This window comes from Desulfovibrio intestinivivus, from assembly GCF_053570665.1.
On sequence record NZ_JBRBQT010000001.1, the window covers coordinates 424,459 to 439,979 of the forward strand.

The 15,521-nt window shown below is 58.7% G+C and carries 15 protein-coding genes; 11 read left to right on the plus strand and 4 right to left on the minus strand.

Annotated elements, in window-relative coordinates:
• Window positions 1-32: 32 nt before the first annotated feature.
• The 8 genes from ACUZ9P_RS01755 (at window position 33) to dapA (ending at window position 7,879) form a co-directional block, all read left to right on the plus strand.
• The gene (locus ACUZ9P_RS01755; protein WP_449248399.1) at window positions 33-965 is read left to right on the plus strand and encodes a hypothetical protein; all 933 of its coding nucleotides are present in this window, start codon (window positions 33-35) and stop codon (window positions 963-965) included.
• A gap of 235 nt (window positions 966-1,200) precedes the next feature.
• Window positions 1,201-2,070, plus strand: coding sequence for a hemolysin family protein (locus tag ACUZ9P_RS01760; RefSeq protein ID WP_022659466.1), 870 nt, complete (start codon window positions 1,201-1,203; stop codon window positions 2,068-2,070).
• Window positions 2,067-3,677 carry an apolipoprotein N-acyltransferase gene (gene lnt, locus ACUZ9P_RS01765; protein ID WP_449248400.1) on the plus strand — a complete coding sequence of 537 codons (1,611 nt, stop codon included), beginning with the start codon at window positions 2,067-2,069 and terminating at the stop codon, window positions 3,675-3,677. The genes ACUZ9P_RS01760 and lnt overlap by 4 nt, the downstream gene beginning before the upstream one ends.
• A gap of 111 nt (window positions 3,678-3,788) precedes the next feature.
• Window positions 3,789-4,902 (plus strand): peptide chain release factor 2 gene (prfB, locus tag ACUZ9P_RS01770; RefSeq protein ID WP_449248401.1). Its coding sequence is split into 2 segments (ribosomal slippage): window positions 3,789-3,863 and window positions 3,865-4,902, totalling 1,113 coding nucleotides; the frame shifts between segments, so codons are not numbered across the junction.
• A complete protein-coding gene (locus ACUZ9P_RS01775) occupies window positions 4,886-5,683 on the plus strand; it encodes a GGDEF domain-containing protein (RefSeq protein ID WP_449248402.1) in 798 nt (265 codons plus the stop codon). The genes prfB and ACUZ9P_RS01775 overlap by 17 nt, the downstream gene beginning before the upstream one ends.
• Window positions 5,683-6,495: a MinD/ParA family protein gene (locus ACUZ9P_RS01780; protein WP_022659462.1), complete on the plus strand. Its 813-nt coding sequence runs from the start codon at window positions 5,683-5,685 to the stop codon at window positions 6,493-6,495. Before ACUZ9P_RS01775 ends, ACUZ9P_RS01780 begins: the two co-directional genes overlap by 1 nt.
• Window positions 6,496-6,608: 113 nt before the next feature.
• A complete protein-coding gene (locus ACUZ9P_RS01785; RefSeq protein ID WP_022659461.1) occupies window positions 6,609-6,884 on the plus strand; it encodes an HU family DNA-binding protein in 276 nt (91 codons plus the stop codon).
• 116 nt (window positions 6,885-7,000) lie between these two features.
• Entirely contained in the window at window positions 7,001-7,879 is an 879-nt protein-coding gene (gene dapA / locus ACUZ9P_RS01790) for a 4-hydroxy-tetrahydrodipicolinate synthase (protein WP_449248403.1), read from the plus strand.
• An 81-nt stretch (window positions 7,880-7,960) separates the two neighbouring features.
• On the opposite strand, the gene phoU is transcribed toward dapA, so the two are convergent.
• The 4 genes from phoU to ACUZ9P_RS01810 form a co-directional block, all read right to left on the minus strand.
• Window positions 7,961-8,788 carry a phosphate signaling complex protein PhoU gene (gene phoU / locus ACUZ9P_RS01795; protein ID WP_449248404.1) on the minus strand — a complete coding sequence of 276 codons (828 nt, stop codon included), beginning with the start codon at window positions 8,786-8,788 and terminating at the stop codon, window positions 7,961-7,963.
• A 105-nt stretch (window positions 8,789-8,893) separates the two neighbouring features.
• Window positions 8,894-9,649 carry a phosphate ABC transporter ATP-binding protein PstB gene (gene pstB / locus ACUZ9P_RS01800; protein ID WP_022659457.1) on the minus strand — a complete coding sequence of 252 codons (756 nt, stop codon included), beginning with the start codon at window positions 9,647-9,649 and terminating at the stop codon, window positions 8,894-8,896.
• A complete protein-coding gene (locus tag ACUZ9P_RS01805) occupies window positions 9,646-11,535 on the minus strand; it encodes an ATP-binding protein (protein ID WP_449248405.1) in 1,890 nt (629 codons plus the stop codon). The genes pstB and ACUZ9P_RS01805 overlap by 4 nt, the downstream gene beginning before the upstream one ends.
• Before the next feature lie 144 nt (window positions 11,536-11,679).
• Window positions 11,680-12,357, minus strand: coding sequence for a response regulator (locus ACUZ9P_RS01810; RefSeq protein ID WP_022659455.1), 678 nt, complete (start codon window positions 12,355-12,357; stop codon window positions 11,680-11,682).
• Between the two features lie 246 nt (window positions 12,358-12,603).
• Here ACUZ9P_RS01810 and ACUZ9P_RS01815 point away from each other — a divergent pair, with 246 nt between their 5' ends.
• The 3 genes from ACUZ9P_RS01815 (at window position 12,604) to pstA (ending at window position 15,448) form a co-directional block, all read left to right on the plus strand.
• Window positions 12,604-13,422 (plus strand): PstS family phosphate ABC transporter substrate-binding protein, encoded by an 819-nt coding sequence (locus tag ACUZ9P_RS01815; protein WP_022659454.1) that lies wholly within the window; start codon window positions 12,604-12,606, stop codon window positions 13,420-13,422.
• 85 nt (window positions 13,423-13,507) lie between these two features.
• Window positions 13,508-14,398 carry a phosphate ABC transporter permease subunit PstC gene (gene pstC, locus ACUZ9P_RS01820; protein ID WP_022659453.1) on the plus strand — a complete coding sequence of 297 codons (891 nt, stop codon included), beginning with the start codon at window positions 13,508-13,510 and terminating at the stop codon, window positions 14,396-14,398.
• Window positions 14,399-14,629: 231 nt separating this feature from the next.
• On the plus strand, window positions 14,630-15,448 hold the full coding sequence (gene pstA / locus ACUZ9P_RS01825) for a phosphate ABC transporter permease PstA (protein ID WP_298993657.1): 819 nt from the start codon (window positions 14,630-14,632) through the stop codon (window positions 15,446-15,448).
• Window positions 15,449-15,521 lie beyond the last annotated feature (73 nt).

Consider the following 15,521-nt stretch of genomic DNA (forward strand, 5'->3'; position numbering starts at 1 on the left):
GACGCCACACAACTGTTGACACCGGTGAATCTATGACGGGCACCCAACTTCTTATTGTTGTCGGCATTCTGCTTGCGGCGCTTTGCGCCACGCTCGTCTCGGTCAAAGGCCGGTTGCAGAGCATGCGCCACGCGGCAAAGCGTGCGGAAATCATCCGCCGCATGCTTGAGACTGCGCAGGAACAGAACGAAATATTCGACCTTAATGTTGAGGAACTCCACAACAGCAAGGGCATGGCCGGTACCCTCGTCAGGATACTTTCCACCCAGCTTGAGATGGAAGTTCTTTCCTACGTATCGCGCGAGCTTGAAGGCACCCCGGCGGAAGTATTCTTTCGCGCCACCCTGCCCGAAGGCCCCTCCTTTTTTAAATTCCAGACCCAGATTGTTCAGGTGAAGGGCGCGTACGACAAATCGCGCCTTCTCCTTGCCATGCCCAAGGATATAGACGCTGGGCAAAAGCGCCATTTCATCCGCGTTAAACCGCCCAAGGATCTGGTGCGCGTTATCGGCGTGTGGGAGATGGATCCCGCCAAGCCCATGCCCCGCAACACGGCTGAAATTGGCAGACCCCTGCTGCATTATAAATCCGGTATGGAAAACGAGCTCGTGCAGGTGGCCGACATTTCCGCCACGGGCATGGCCCTGCGCTTTCCTGCGGAATCGCTGGAAGACAAGCCAGTTGACCTCGACAAAGGTTCCCAGTTACTTTGTCTCATCATCTATCAGATGAGCAAGGAAGACCGCGTGGTCACATTCTGGTGCACCTGTGACGTGCTCAATATCCGCATGCAGAAAGAACCCACCCCGGCCCTGGTTCTGGGGACAGAATTCAGCAACTGGGCGGTTCTGGAACAGGGCAAGGCCGATATCAACTGGTTCCACAGCACCCCCAAAAGTGGTGTTTCGCCCATTACCCAATGGGTGATGCAAATGGATATCCAGCAGCGCAAGCTGACTGGCTAGGGCATATTGACAGTAAAAATGATCAGCTCCATGCGGATACTGAAAAAATCCGCGTACGGAATGTTTGTAAAACACAGACCGTTCCATGCAAGGGCTGCCTCACGAATGAAGATGCTTTGCCGATGAACAGGCATTGCAACGTGAAAATACTTTAGCAGGAAAATTCTGCCGTGGCGGTTGCACCGCAGGCAAACGCGCGCGGCGCGTAGTGAGTACGCCAACCTAGGAGGTTATTTTGGACGGCGGCACGGAAGGTCACAGTACCATCTGGTCGCGCCTGAGCAGACTGTTCGGGCACGACGATCAGGAATCTCTCGAAAAAGCCATTCTGGAAGCACGAGCCGACGGCGAGGTGGAACCCTACGAGGAATCCATGCTCCTTGGCATCTTGCGCTTCAACGATCTTCAGGTGCAGGACACCATGATCCCCCGCACCGATATAGACTGCGTTCCCGATGACATGCCGCTTCAGGAAGTGGCGCGCATCATTGTGCGTTCTGGTCATTCGCGCATTCCCGTATACAAGGACACCCGCGACAATATCGTGGGGATTCTCCACGCCAAGGATGTTCTCAGCAGCCTGCTGGATCAGGGGGATCACGCCCCCGCCGTTTCGCGGGTCATGCGCGAGCCTTTCTTTGTGCCCGAGACCAAGTCCATCCGCACCCTGCTGCAGGAATTTCGCGCCCGCAAACAGCACATTGCCATTGCGCTTGACGAATACGGCGGCACATCCGGCCTTATCACCATTGAAGACGTGCTGGAAGAAATCGTGGGCGATATTGAAGACGAGCACGATGCGCCGCGTCAGGAAGACATCCGCCCCCTCGGCGAAAATGTTTATGAACTCACAGGCCGCGCCCTGCTGGAAGACATTGAAGATCTGGGCGTTGATCTGGATTCGGACGAGGTGGACACCATCGGCGGCTACCTGAGCATGGAGGCGGGGCACGTCCCCGGCCCTGGCGAGCGCTTTACCCTGCGTGGCTGGGCCTTTACCGTGCTTGAAGCTGACAGAAAGCTTATTATCCGCCTACGCATGGAACCTGCTGACCACGCCGCGCCCGCTCCGGCTACGGAAGAGGAAGAAGCGGCAAAAGCATGAAGCTGTTCCGTCCTGAAGCGCCATGGGCCACGCAGCGCAGCTGGGTTTTGTGCCTTGCTGCCGCACTAGGCCTGTGGCTGGGTTTTCCCAACGATCTTATCAGCTTTCCTCCACTGGTGCTCCTGTGGCCTGTGGCGCTGGCATTGCTTGGCCGGGAGGCCGCAAACCGCGCCATTGCCTTGCGCATGGGCTGGATTGGCACCATTGCTGGCGGTATGGCAGCGCTCTACTGGCTCACCCTGCCCGTGCACAACGTGGGCGGCCTGCCCTGGCTGCTGGCCGTTCCCTGCGCGCTGTTCATCGTAACCTGCATTGGCAGTGCTGGCGGCCTGTTTGCCCTCGCGGCCCACATGTTCCGCCACAGGCCCGCCTGGGTGCAGGCCGTGCTGCTTGGCCTGCTGTGGTACCTGCTTGAGGCGGTTTATGCCCTTGCCCTGGGCTTTCCCTGGCTGGACATGGCCGGGGCTTTGTCCCCCTGGCCCATACTGGTGCAGGCTGCGGACATAGTGGGCGGTTACGCCCTTACAGGCCTGTGGAGTATGGCGGCCCTGCTGTGCTGTCTTGCCTTTGTCTGCGGGCCCCGGCGCTTCTGCCCCGACCGCGCAAGCCTGATCCCCGGCCTTGTGCTCACTATTGCCCTGCTGTGCTACGGAGGCTGGCGGCTTTACGCCAACCCGATGGTCACCGAACCCAGCGGGCCGGACAGCGTGGATGTGCTCTATGTGGAAGGCAATGTTGACCAGAACCAGAAGTGGGTTCCAGCCTTTCAGCGGCAGACGGTGGATCTGTATCTGGGCCTGACGTATCAGGGCCTTGCGCAAAAACCCGATGCCCGCCCTCTCATTGTGTGGCCGGAAACAGCCATGCCTTTCTTTTTTGAGGTCAATGCCCTGCATGCCCCGCGCATTCGCGAGCTGGCGGCCCGCAGCGGCAGCCCGCTGCTGTTTGGCGCGCCGGGCCTCGAGCGCCACCCCGGCAAAAAAGATCCCGATGTTTTCAACCGGGCCTTTTTGCTGAACCCCAAGGGCGATACTGTCGGATATTACGACAAGGAACATCTGGTTCCCTTTGGCGAATATCTGCCGGAATGGCTCAACTGGGGATTTCTGGAGGCATTGCTGCAAGGGGTTGGCGTGTACCAGACTGGCACGGCTGTCGCCCCGCTGCGGCAGGACAATCTTGCTCTGGGAATGCTCATCTGCTATGAGGGAATATTCCCGTGGCTTGCCCAGAACCGCGTGGCGGATGGGGCAAATATTCTTGTAGATATCAGCAATGACGGCTGGTTTGGCAACACTCCGGCGGCACGGCAGCATCTCTACCTCACTGCTCTGCGGGCCGTGGAGCAGAACCGCTGGATATTGCGCGGCACCAACACGGGTATTTCTGTTGTGGTGGATCCGCGCGCACGACTGACCATGCACGGAGGCCAGTTCAAGGCTCAGGCCGTCTGGGGCAAGGCAGCACTTGTAACTGCGCCAAGCCTGTTCCACAGTATTTCTCCCTGGCTTATGCCCGGGGCGGCCCTGGTATTTCTGACCCTGCTACTGCTCGGACCCGGCGGCAGGTTTGCAAAAGATCGCGACAAAGCCGCCTGCTGTTCCTGATTTTTTTTCGGCCTTGACGCAGTCAGCGCCGCGCGCACACGGAGGTCTGATCCTCCCGGTTGCGCGGTTTTACGCCTCAGGGCATTCACCTTAACCCCCATAGTATCCACAATGTTGCAACTCAGTGATCTGCGCGCCGCATGCCAGCCCCTTTCCCAACGTTTCGCCACCCTCTGGGGGCGTCTTTGACGTTGCCGCCAGCCAGAAGCGCCTGCAGGACATCGAACACGAAATTTCCCGCCCCGGCGCATGGGACAATCCCGAAGCGCTGACCCCTGTTTTGCAGGAAAAGCGGCGTCTTGAAGAAGAAATCGAGCGTCTCAGCCGCCTCAAGACCTGCCACGACGACATGAACGAATGGCTGGCCCTGGCATCAGAAAGCGAAGACCCCGAAGCCATGGAATCCCTTGATCAGCAGAACCGCGATCTTGCCGCCCTGCTGGACGAAACCGAGCTTGTCATGCTGCTTTCCGGCGAAGAGGACAACCAGGACGCCATCCTTGAAATCCACCCCGGCGCTGGCGGCACAGAGTCGCAGGACTGGGCCGAAATGCTGCTGCGCATGTACACCCGCTGGGCCGCGCGCCACAAGTACACCGTGGAAGAGCTGGACTACCTGCCGGGCGATGAGGCGGGCGTTAAAAGCGTTACCCTGCGCATTGCCGGGCCACATGCCTTTGGCTTTCTCAAAAGCGAGCGCGGCATCCACCGACTTATCCGTATTTCGCCTTTCGATTCATCGGGCCGCCGCCACACCTCCTTTGCATCTGTGGACGTGATCCCCGATGTGGGCAACGATATTGAGCTGGACATCAAGGAATCCGACATCCGCGTGGACATTTTCCGCTCCAGCGGCCCCGGCGGGCAGAGCGTCAACACCACAAGTTCGGCCGTGCGCGTGACACACATTCCCACAGGTGTTACTGCCCAGTGCCAGAACGAAAAATCGCAGCACCACAACAAGGACACGGCCATGCGCGTTTTGCGCGCCCGCCTCTACAACATCGAGCTGCAAAAACGCGATGCGGAACGGCAGGCGGAATACGCCGGCAAGGACGCCATCGCCTTTGGCAGCCAGATCCGCACGTACACCTTGCAGCCCTACAGGCTGGTCAAGGATCACCGCACCGGCTCTGAAGCCGGAGATGTGGAAGGCGTTTTGAACGGTCAGATCGACCAGTTCCAACACGATTACCTGCTGCACCGACATGAGCAACAACGCTGATTTTGACGCACTTGCCACCGAGCTGCTTGCCTTGCGGCAGGCAGACGGCGCAGCTTCGCGCAGCAGCGGCGAATCTGTGCTGGTGGCCCGGCTGTTGCCGGGTTTCAACGTCAGCAGATGGCAGGAATTTTTGCGCCGCTACCCCACCGGGCGCTGGTGCGCCCTGCCCGCTGGCCCCGGCCTTTTGCCGGAACTGGGCGGCGGCCCCAGTAATGCCCCCGGCCACCTTGCCCACCTGCTCATGGCCGAAATGTTTACGGTGCAGATAAACCGCGAACTGTTGCGCCTCTCCCGCACAGGGGGCGATCTGGCCGTGATTGAAGGTACCGTTTGCGACAAGACGCATCTGGACGAGGCCTCTGTGCTGGCGCTGGAAACCCTGCTTGTGGACTGCCTGCGGCAGTGCCGCGAGGAATGCGATACTCTGGGCTGTACCGGCCTTGGGCGTTTTGGCCTCCTTCTGCCCGGCGTCAGCGTACTGCGTGCGCGCCTGATGGCCGAACAGATACAAAAAATCTTTGCTGTCCGCGCAGCGGAAATTCCTATTGTCAGCAAGGGCAGGTATGCGGCAAAAGCCAATTGCGCTCTGGGCATAGCCTGTGCCGATCAGGGGGGCAGACCAACCCCCGAGGCCCTGTTGGGCAAGGCCGCACAGGCCACGGATGAGGCTCTGGCCCAAAAGCACGGCCACATTTGCATAGCGGGTGGCGCTGCCCTGGACGCCAGAACCACCCTTGTACATTCCAGCGAAAAACGATTTCTCTTCTTTGGGGGAAACTGATGGCGAATACGACATTGAGCGTTGCCCTGCTGAGCGGCAAAGGCGGAGTGGGCAAAACAAACATGTCGCTCAATATAGCCTGCGCCCTGCACCAGCAAGGATTTAAAACCCTTTTGATGGACTGCGATCTGGGCCTTGCGAATCTTGACGTGCTGCTGGGCATTACGCCTGAAGGCAACCTCCAGACAGCCCTCTTGGGCGAAGCCGATGTCTCGGACGTGCTCTGCCAGATTGATGGCGAGGACTTTGCCGTACTGCCCGCAGCGTCTGGCGTGCCGGAATTGACCGAGCTGCAGCCCGACGCGCGCGACCTACTGCTCTCCCGCCTGGAACCCGTGTTGCACAAATATGATTTTGTCTTCATGGATATCGGCGCGGGTATTTCCGGTACGGTGCAGACCTTTGCCGCCATGGCTTCGGTGCGCATCGTTGTCATCACGCCCGAGCCCACGTCCCTGACCGACAGCTACGCCCTCATCAAGGTGCTCAACAGCCGTTACGGCCTGCGCGACTTCATGGTGCTGGTCAATCAGGCAACCTCCCAGGCCGAGGCAAAATCTTCATTCGACAAACTTTCCGGCGCGTGCAAACATTTTCTGCACATAGAGCCTGTTTTGCTGGGGCATGTGCGTTCCGACAAAAAGTTACCAGAAGCAGTCTGCCTGCAAAAGCCGCTGATGATGCACTCTCCGGGCAGCCCCGCTGCGCTGGATTTGCAGAATATGGCCTCGCGCTTGCAACGCATCAGGCTGGGAATGCTTGACTGGCTTGGCTCGCGCAACATTTTGCAACCTGTGCCGGTTCAGGACTAGATTTTTTGTCAAACAGTTTACCTTGTCTGAAAAAAGGTATAGGGTTGAATTACTAATAAATGTCCGACGTTGTCGCCTGTCGGGCAAACTTGTAACGCGGTCACGGAGGCATGATGAACAAGAGCGAGCTTATCAAGGCACTGGCCGACGAAACCAACATTCCTCTGGACGACGCGTCGTTGGTGGTCAACACCTTCTTTGACGCAATGAAAAAATCTCTGCTTTCCGGAGAGCGTATTGAAATACGCGGCTTCGGCAGCTTCAAAATCAAGGAGTACGAAGGCTACGCCGGCCGAAATCCTAAAACCGGCGAAAGCGTCGTTGTTGAATCGAAACGTCTGCCCTTTTTCCGGGCGGGCAAGGAATTGAAAGAATTTATCAATCAGTAAGGCTGTAACGCGCTGCCGAACCTGAGGCCCGTGCGGGGCCGCCTGCCTGCGAGGGTCAAACCTTCGCGCGGGCTTTTGTTCGCTTTTTGCAGCGCGCTGACACACAGGAGTCTGTAATGCAATTTTCAGGTGCATTGACCGCGCTTGTAACCCCGTTCAGAAACAATGCTCTGGACGAAGAAGCATACCGCGCATTTATTGAACACCAGATCAGCGAAGGCATTCACGGTCTGGTTCCCTGCGGCACCACGGGCGAATCCGCCACCCTGACCCATGAGGAACACGAAAGGGTCATTGAAATATGCATAGATCAGGTCAAGGGGCGTGTTCCGGTTCTGGCGGGCGCGGGTTCCAACAATACCATGGAAGCCATCCGCCTGACCAAGTTTGCGCAAAAGGCCGGGGCCGACGGCGCGCTGCTCATCACCCCCTATTACAACAAGCCCACCCAGGAAGGCCTGTACCAGCACTTCAAGGCCATTGCCCAGGCTGTGGACATGCCCCTGGTGCCCTACAACGTGCCGGGACGCACGGGTTGCAATCTGCTGCCCGCTACTCTGGCCCGTATGGCGCACGACTTCCCCAACATTGTGGGCGTCAAGGAAGCCACCGGCGACCTGGTTCAGGGCAGCCGCGTGCTTGAAAGCTGCCCCGAGAACTTCAGCGTTCTCTCCGGCGACGACTTTACCGCTCTGCCCCTCATGGCGCTTGGCGGCAAGGGTATCATTTCCGTTACCTCCAATCTTGTGCCTGGCCGCGTGGCAGCCATGTGCAATGCATTCAACAAGGGCGACCTCAAGGAAGCAGCACGCATCCATCATGCGCTCTTCCCCCTGCACGATGCCCTGTTCTTTGAGAGCAATCCCATTCCGGCCAAGACGGCCCTTGCGCTCATGGGCCGCATGGAAGCGGAAATCCGCCTGCCCTTGTGCCCCATGGCCGAAAGCACCAAACAAAAACTCATTGAAGTGCTGCGCCAGCAGAACCTCATCTAGCCTTGTTGCATCAGATATGACAAAGCCCCCGAGCCTCGCAGGTTCGGGGGCTTTTGCGTTCAGCCTGCAAACAATCTGATATCAGGCGCGGTCTTCAGGGCCAGCGGTATCATCTGCCGCATCATCTGCCGCATCGTCTGCGTCCGTGTGCATGGCGGAAACCGACGAGGTGCTGGACGCGAAGTCAGCCATACCAGATGACTGGACAACGCCAGTAGTGCGCGCCCCTTCGCCGCGTTCTTCACTCTTGTGCTTCACGCTTTCACCCTGACTGATAAAGTAGACCTGCTCCGCAATGTTGATGGAGCGCCGCCACACGCGTGTGAGCGAGCGGGTCACAAGTATGATGTGCATGGCCTGATAGGGATCCAGCGAGGCATCAGGGTCAGAAAGGCTTTCCATAATCTGCTGAATGATGCGCACTTCGCTTTGCACGGCTTCTTCATCACCGCGGAGCATATGCAGGGCGTCTTGCGCATTGTTCTCGCGGAACACGCGCACGGCGCGGTCAAAAGCCTCGCTGGCTTTGTAGTACATCTCGCGCACATGGGGGATCACCCCAAAGCCCGGCTTGTCCTGCATCAAAATAGCCTGTTCGGCCATGCTCACGGCCTCGTCGCCAATGCGCTCAAGGTCAACCACCATACGCAGGGCGCTGACCACAAAACGCAGATCTCCGGCAACGGGCTGTGTGCGGGCAAGCAGTTGCAGGGCCATCTCGTCAATTTCATTTTCCAGAGCGTCAATGGCGGCATCGTTTTCAATGACTGAAGCCGCGCGGCCCGGATCACCTGCCGCCATGGCCTTGCCAGCGTCTTCCAGGGCAATGCCCACGCTGGCGCACATGACCAGCAGCCGTGTGCGCAGTGATACGAGCAGTTGTTGCAAATAATTGGCCTGTTGCTGCATGATCGTTCTCCCGGAACAATTACGCTTGAATGTGAACTGCCCTGCGCTCTCTGCGCGTGCTGGCAGCGCTTGAACATGATGTCCTGACGGCTGGAGAGCAGGCGGTTAGCCAAAACGGCCTGTAATATAATCTTCCGTCTGCTTCTTGGCCGGTCTGGTGAACATGACATCCGTGGCGTTGTGTTCAATGAGCCTGCCCATGTAAAAAAATGCCGTGTAGTCAGAAACGCGGGCAGCCTGTTGCATGTTGTGCGTAACAATGATGATGGAAAGCGATTCGCGCAGTTCGCGGATGCTTTCTTCAATTTTTTGCGTGGCAATGGGATCGAGGGCGCTGGCGGGTTCGTCCATGAGCAGCACCTCCGGCTCCACAGCCAGGGCGCGGGCAATGCACAGGCGCTGCTGCTGCCCGCCGGAAAGCCCAAGCGCCGGGCTTTGCAGGCGGTCTTTGACTTCTTCAAAAATGGCGGCCCGGCGCAGGGAAAGTTCCACTTTTTCGGCAATCAGGCTTTCGTCCCGCAGGCCATTGACGCGCAGGCCGTAGGCCACGTTTTCGTAAATGGTTTTGGGGAAGGGATTGGGCTTCTGAAAGACCATGCCCACACGGCAGCGCAGCGAAACCACATCCGTATCGGGACGGTTCACGTCCTGACCATCCAGAAGGATTTCGCCTTCTACGCGTGCGCCGGGAACAAGGTCGTTCATGCGGTTAAGACAACGCAGAAAGGTTGATTTGCCACAGCCCGACGGGCCAATCAGGGCCGTGACCCTGCGCGGCTCAAAATTCAGGCTTACTTCGTGCAGGGCCTTGTTTTGCCCGTAGTATACACTGACGTTGCGTGCCAGCAGATGCTCGTTCATGAAAGTGCCGCTCCGTAAACGGAAGATAGGGTGAAAACAAGGGCCGTGCTGCCGTCCTGCGCCGGGCTTTCCGCCCGGATGCGGCCACCGTGCCGTTCAACAATGTGCTTGCAGATGGCCAGCCCAAGACCGGTAGTTGCCTGCCCCCTGTGCCGCTCCACCTGATAAAAACGTTCAAAAATGCGCTCCAGATCGGCCTTGGGAATACCGGGGCCGTCATCCACCACACGAAAAACCACATCCGGGCCGCTCACGCGCGCGCTGATGCGAACATCGCCGCCTTCCGGCGCGTAACGCCCCGCGTTTTCAATAAGGTTTCTGAACACCTGCGCCAGATGCGGCTGGCTTGCCATCACGCGGCAGTCTTCGGGGATATCCACAACCACCGAACACTTGCGGCGCTCAAGCACTTCGCGGCACATGCCCGCGGCTTGCGATACTGCATCGCGAGGATCCGTGGGGCTGAGTTCCAGGCTGCCTGTCTTGCCCTCCAGCCGTGCAAGGGTGAGCAGATCGTCCACCATGCGGCTGAGGCAAACCCCGTGCTTCAGAATGATTTCGCCAAAGCGGCGGCATTCGGGCGAGGCATCCAGACTGACGAGGGTTTCCGCATAGCCCTGGATGGCCGTCAGCGGGGTGCGCAGCTCATGCGACACGTTGGCCACAAAATCGCGGCGCACGCGCTCCAGCCGCATAAGCTCTGTAATATCGTGGAATACCGCCACCGCGCCCACGCCTGTCTGGCCCAGATGCTCAAGACCGCAGGGGCGGGAAATGCATACCGACATGACTTGCCCGGACGAAAGCTCAAGTTGCAGATACCGCTGCTCGCGATTGAGCGTTGGCTCTTCACCTGCGGCAGCGCCCTCGTGTTCCGCAGAAGGGGGCACGCTGTTTTGTGCTGCGTCTGCCGGGGCTGCCCCTGAGCTGGGCGCAGAGCCGGACATAGAACCTGGCATTGGGCAGGCGGCCATGGCCGCATCCACAGCGGCCTGCAACTGCGGGGATGGAATAACTTCTACCACCTGCGCGCCAAGGGCTGATGCCGCAGCAGGAAATTCACGCGCCAATGCGCGGTTACAGCGGCGGATGCGCCCATGCGGGCCCAACACCAGCACGCCGTCGCTCATAGTTTCCAGTATACTTTCAAGCTGGGCTGTCTGCTCAGCAGCAGTGCGCACATGGTCTTCAATATTTTCAGCCATTCGGTTTACAGCTTCAGCCAGCGGAGCAAATTCCCTGCCGGGAATGCGCCGCAAACGCCGCTGAAAATTCCCCAGTGAAATGGCTTCCACCACAGAGACCATCTGTGAAAGCGAATTGCGCAATGCACCTGAGAGCAGCCCCGCAAGAATCAACGAGAGCACCAACGTCACAATGCCGATTCTGGTGAATACGGCCACGCGGCTTTCAATTTCCTGTTGCAGGTTGTTCAGCGGCAAGGCAATGCGCAGCAACCGCGCGTCATTTACACGCACCGAGGCATACGCCATATCCGTACCCAGCGTTCCGCTCGAACGCACGGAATACCCCTGCCCGCCCTGCATGGCAGCCCGTACCTCCGGCCTGTCCGCATGGTTGTCGAGCTTGGAAACCGGCTGCGCGCCCGGCGCGGTGTCGGCCAGCACGTTGCCGCTGTTGTCAAGGAGCGAAAGCCGTTCCTGAGGCATTTTCAGTATGGCCGCCAGTTCGCGCAGGCCTTCAGGATTCGCCCCTGCCTTGTCAAGAATAGCAGCAGAAAGCGTAGTTTCGCGCAACAGCCTTTCGCGCGCCGCGTCAACCTGACTCTGCTCAAAGGAAGCTCTGCCGTAATAAACGGCGATTCCCGAAGCAATGAGCGCTGCGGCAAGCACACTGCAAAAAATTCGTGTTCTGAAAGAAAGCATGGTTTTTCTCGCTCGTAACATGCTGTCGTGGGCAATTACATTTTGAAGATGTGCAGCCTCAAAACGATCAAACGATAACGCTGTCTACCATCAACCAGACGCCCCGCCACCGTTGGCGCACCGCCTGCTCCCGCTGCTGCGCCCTTATTCCTTGATGCGGTAGCCAACGCCGCGCACAGTCTCCAGCATGGGAGCCGCCTCCCCCAGCTTGGCGCGCAGCCTGCGCACATGGGTATCCACGGTACGGGCGTAGCCTTCAAAGGAATAACCCCATACGTTGTTGAGAAGCTGCTCCCGGGTGCGGACTGACCCGGCATGCCGCAGCAGGTCTTCAAGCAGGCGGAATTCCGTGGCCGTGAGGTTCAGCAATTCCCCTTCCACTTCGGCGGAATGCGCCTCGGTGCGCAGGCGTATGCCGTGGCGCTCAAGCACAGGACTTTCAACCTTGCGCCCACCGCGCCGCAGCACGGCCTTGACCCGCAGCATCAACTCGCGGACGCTGAAGGGTTTGACCACATAATCATCGGCACCAAGACTCAACCCCACAACCCGGTCCACTTCTTCACCTCGTGCGGTGAGCATGAGCACCGGGATGTGGGAGGTTTCAGCCTGCGCGCCAAGACGGCGGCATACTTCAAATCCATCCACACCCGGCAGCATCACATCAAGAAGCACCAGGTCGGGGGTGTGCTGCCGGGCAAGGGCCAGGCCCTGCGTGCCATCGGCTGCTTCATGCACAGTGAATCCCTCGCGCTCAAGATTGAAACGCAAAAGTTCACGAATATCGGCTTCGTCTTCAACTATCAGTATTTGCTGGCTCATATGTTTCACCTCTATGACGCAAACAGAGTACAGCGGCTTTGTGCGCCAAACTGATGGAGGGCATGTTACAATTGCGTGACGAAAAACATTTTAAATAAGCTGCAATATTTCAGCATGTTAATTGCGCATATTGCAGCTTCACGCAGTCTTCTGCGTTTCGTCATATTTTTGTAACAGAGGCGGGCAAAAAGAGAAACGTACCGGGAAACGCCCCGGCACCAACACTAGAAACCAAGGAGAAAATCCATGTCTATCGGAAAACTGCTCGCCACCGCCCTCACGGTTCTGAGCCTCAGCGCTCCTGCCATGGCTGCCCAACAGGTCGTCATCAACGGTTCCACCACTGTTCTTCCTGTGGTTCAGAAAGCTGGCGAAGCTTTCATGGCCTCCCACCCCGATGTGGAACTGAGCATTTCAGGCGGCGGTTCCGGCAACGGCATCAAGGCACTCATTGAAAAGCAGTGCGACATCGCCATGAGCTCGCGCGACATCAAGGAAAAGGAAGTTGAAGCCGCCAAGAAAAACGGCGTGACCCCCAACCGCGTTGTTGTTGCTATTGACGCCATCGTGCCTGTGGTCAACCCCGCCAACCCGGTTGCCGCCCTCACCACTGGCCAGCTGCGCGACATTTACGCCGGCAAGATCACCAACTGGAAGGAAATTGGCGGCCAGGACGGCAAGATCGTTGTTATCTCGCGCGATACGTCCTCCGGCACCTTTGAATGCTGGCAGGAACTTATCATGAAGGAAGAACGCGTTAACCCCGCCGCTCTCATGCAGGCCTCCAACGGCGCTGTGGTGCAGGCCGTTTCCAAGAACAAGAACGCCCTCGGCTATGTTGGGCTGGGTTACCTCGACAAGTCCACCAAGGGCCTCAAGGTCAATGATGTGACCGCCACCGCCCAGACTGCCCTTTCCAAGCAGTGGCCCATCGCCCGCGAACTTTTTGTCTTCACCAACGGCGCGCCTGCTGGCGGTGCCAAGGCTTTTGTTGATTACCTGCTGGATCCCGGCAAGGGCCAGAAGAACGTGCTTGAAGTGGGTTATGTGCCCCTGGGCAAGTAGGTAGACTTACTACCCGCGTTACACCCACAGCATCGGCGGAGCGGGACGGCATGAGCCTCCCGCAACCCGCCGGGGAGAAAGCGCAATGCGCTCCAGAGACATCAAGGAAAAAGCGGTGCGCGTCACCCTTACCACCATGGCAGGCAGCTCGCTGCTGGCTCTGGCTGGTATTGTCATTTTTCTCTTCATGGAAGGCCTGCCGCTTTTCAGCGAATACCCCTTCCTCAATTTTCTGTTCGGCAACCTCTGGTATCCGACTGAGGAACCGGGATTGTTCGGCATATTCCCCCTGCTGGTGGCCTCACTGGCGGTGACGGTACTTTCGTCCCTGCTGGCGGTGCCCATGGGGGTGCTGACGGCGGTTTACCTGACGGAAATCGCCCACCCCAACGTACGGCGCGTCATCAAGCCCTTTGTGGAGCTGCTGGCGGCATTGCCCTCGGTTGTGCTGGGCTTTCTGGGCATGGTGGTGCTTGCGCCCTTCTTGCAGGATTATCTGGATGCCGCCACAGGGCTGAATCTGCTCAATGCCTCGCTGGTACTGGCGCTCATGAGCGTGCCGACCATCTGTTCCGTGTCTGAAGACGCACTGTTCGGCGTGCCACGCGACCTGCGCGAGGCATCGCTGGCACTTGGCGCGACCCGTTGGCAGACAACCGTGCGAGTGGTTATTCCTGCCGCTCTTTCGGGCATAGGCACGGCTGTGATGCTTGGCATGTCGCGCGCCATTGGTGAAACCATGGTGGTGCTGATGGTTGCTGGCGGGGCTGGCATCATCCCCACCTCGCTGCTTGACCCGGTGCGGCCCATGCCTGCCAGTATTGCCGCTGAAATGGCGGAGGCCGCCTTCCGCAGCGAACACTACCACGCGCTGTTTGCTATTGGCATTGTACTCTTTTTCCTGACGCTGAGCTTCAACCTGGCCGCCGGTTATATTGCCGAAAAGCACCGTCAGGTGGGAACCTCCAGCCTGTAAACGCACAGTGTTGCAAGGTTGCACAGTATGACGCCAGTTCAGAACGAGGAAAAATCCATGTCAGCCACCAGCCGCCTTACCCCTGTTCCTTCCGCCGGGCCGAGCATCAAACTCACACCGCGCCCTCTGGAAGCAGACCTCAAACACCACGATGCGGACGAACCGCCGCGCGAAGAAGGTGCGCGCCTGCAATTTGCCAGCGGCAAGGGCCGCGGGCAGTACCAGACCTTCATGTTCTGGCTGTTGCGCGCGATTGCCGCCTGCAACGTGCTGGCACTGCTGGCCGTATGTGCTTTTTTGCTGCAAAACGGCTTGCCTGCCTTAAGCTGGTCGTTCCTGACCGAGGCCCCCCGACAGATGATGACCCAGGGTGGCATATTCCCCTGCATCGTCGGCACGGCAATTCTGTCGCTGGGTTCCCTCTTGCTGGCGTTTCCTCTGGGCGTGGCCTCCGCCGTGTACCTCAATGAATACGCCAAGCGCAACGCCTTTGCCCGCTTTGTGCGTCTGGGGGTCAACAACCTCGCGGGTGTGCCTTCTGTGGTTTTTGGCCTGTTCGGGCTTTCGTTTTTTGTTACCTTCTGCGGATTTGGCGTAAGTATTCTTTCTGGCGTGCTTACCCTTGCGGTTCTGACACTGCCAGTCATTATCGGCACAGCCGAGGAAGCCCTGCGCAATGTGCCGGACACGTACCGCGAGGCCTCGCTGGCTCTGGGCGCAACCAAATCGCAAACCATTGCCCGCGTTATTTTGCCAAGTGCCCTGCCCGGCATGCTCACTGGGGCCATTCTTGGAGTGGCGCGCGCCGCGGGCGAAACCGCCGCCATCATGTTTACGGCTTCTGTATTCTATATGCCCAAGGGGCCGGATTCCATATTCAGCCCGGTCATGGCGCTTCCCTACCATATGTATGTTCTTGCCACGGCAGGCACGGAAATCGACAAGACCCGCCCGCTGCAATACGGCACAGGCCTCGTGCTGCTCTTGCTGGTGCTGGGCATGAACCTGCTTGCCATCATCCTGCGCGACAGATTGCAGAAACGTTACTAATTCTCACACCCTCCCGCCTTCAGACTCCAATACCCTCTCCTTCCCTCCTCTCTGTCAGAGCCCGCGCAAGCGG

Excerpts from the sequence above, each read along its gene's own strand:
- ACUZ9P_RS01755 (WP_449248399.1), top strand. The coding sequence starts at position 33 with ATGACGGGCACCCAACTTCTTATTGTTGTCGGCATTCTGCTTGCGGCG.
- lnt (WP_449248400.1), top strand. The coding sequence starts at position 2,067 with ATGAAGCTGTTCCGTCCTGAAGCGCCATGGGCCACGCAGCGCAGCTGG.
- ACUZ9P_RS01775 (WP_449248402.1), top strand. The coding sequence starts at position 4,886 with ATGAGCAACAACGCTGATTTTGACGCACTTGCCACCGAGCTGCTTGCC.
- ACUZ9P_RS01780 (WP_022659462.1), top strand. The coding sequence starts at position 5,683 with ATGGCGAATACGACATTGAGCGTTGCCCTGCTGAGCGGCAAAGGCGGA.
- ACUZ9P_RS01785 (WP_022659461.1), top strand. The coding sequence starts at position 6,609 with ATGAACAAGAGCGAGCTTATCAAGGCACTGGCCGACGAAACCAACATT.
- dapA (WP_449248403.1), top strand. The coding sequence starts at position 7,001 with ATGCAATTTTCAGGTGCATTGACCGCGCTTGTAACCCCGTTCAGAAAC.
- phoU (WP_449248404.1), bottom strand. The coding sequence starts at position 8,788 with ATGCAGCAACAGGCCAATTATTTGCAACAACTGCTCGTATCACTGCGC.
- pstB (WP_022659457.1), bottom strand. The coding sequence starts at position 9,649 with ATGAACGAGCATCTGCTGGCACGCAACGTCAGTGTATACTACGGGCAA.
- ACUZ9P_RS01805 (WP_449248405.1), bottom strand. The coding sequence starts at position 11,535 with ATGCTTTCTTTCAGAACACGAATTTTTTGCAGTGTGCTTGCCGCAGCG.
- ACUZ9P_RS01810 (WP_022659455.1), bottom strand. The coding sequence starts at position 12,357 with ATGAGCCAGCAAATACTGATAGTTGAAGACGAAGCCGATATTCGTGAA.
- ACUZ9P_RS01815 (WP_022659454.1), top strand. The coding sequence starts at position 12,604 with ATGTCTATCGGAAAACTGCTCGCCACCGCCCTCACGGTTCTGAGCCTC.
- pstC (WP_022659453.1), top strand. The coding sequence starts at position 13,508 with ATGCGCTCCAGAGACATCAAGGAAAAAGCGGTGCGCGTCACCCTTACC.
- pstA (WP_298993657.1), top strand. The coding sequence starts at position 14,630 with ATGTTCTGGCTGTTGCGCGCGATTGCCGCCTGCAACGTGCTGGCACTG.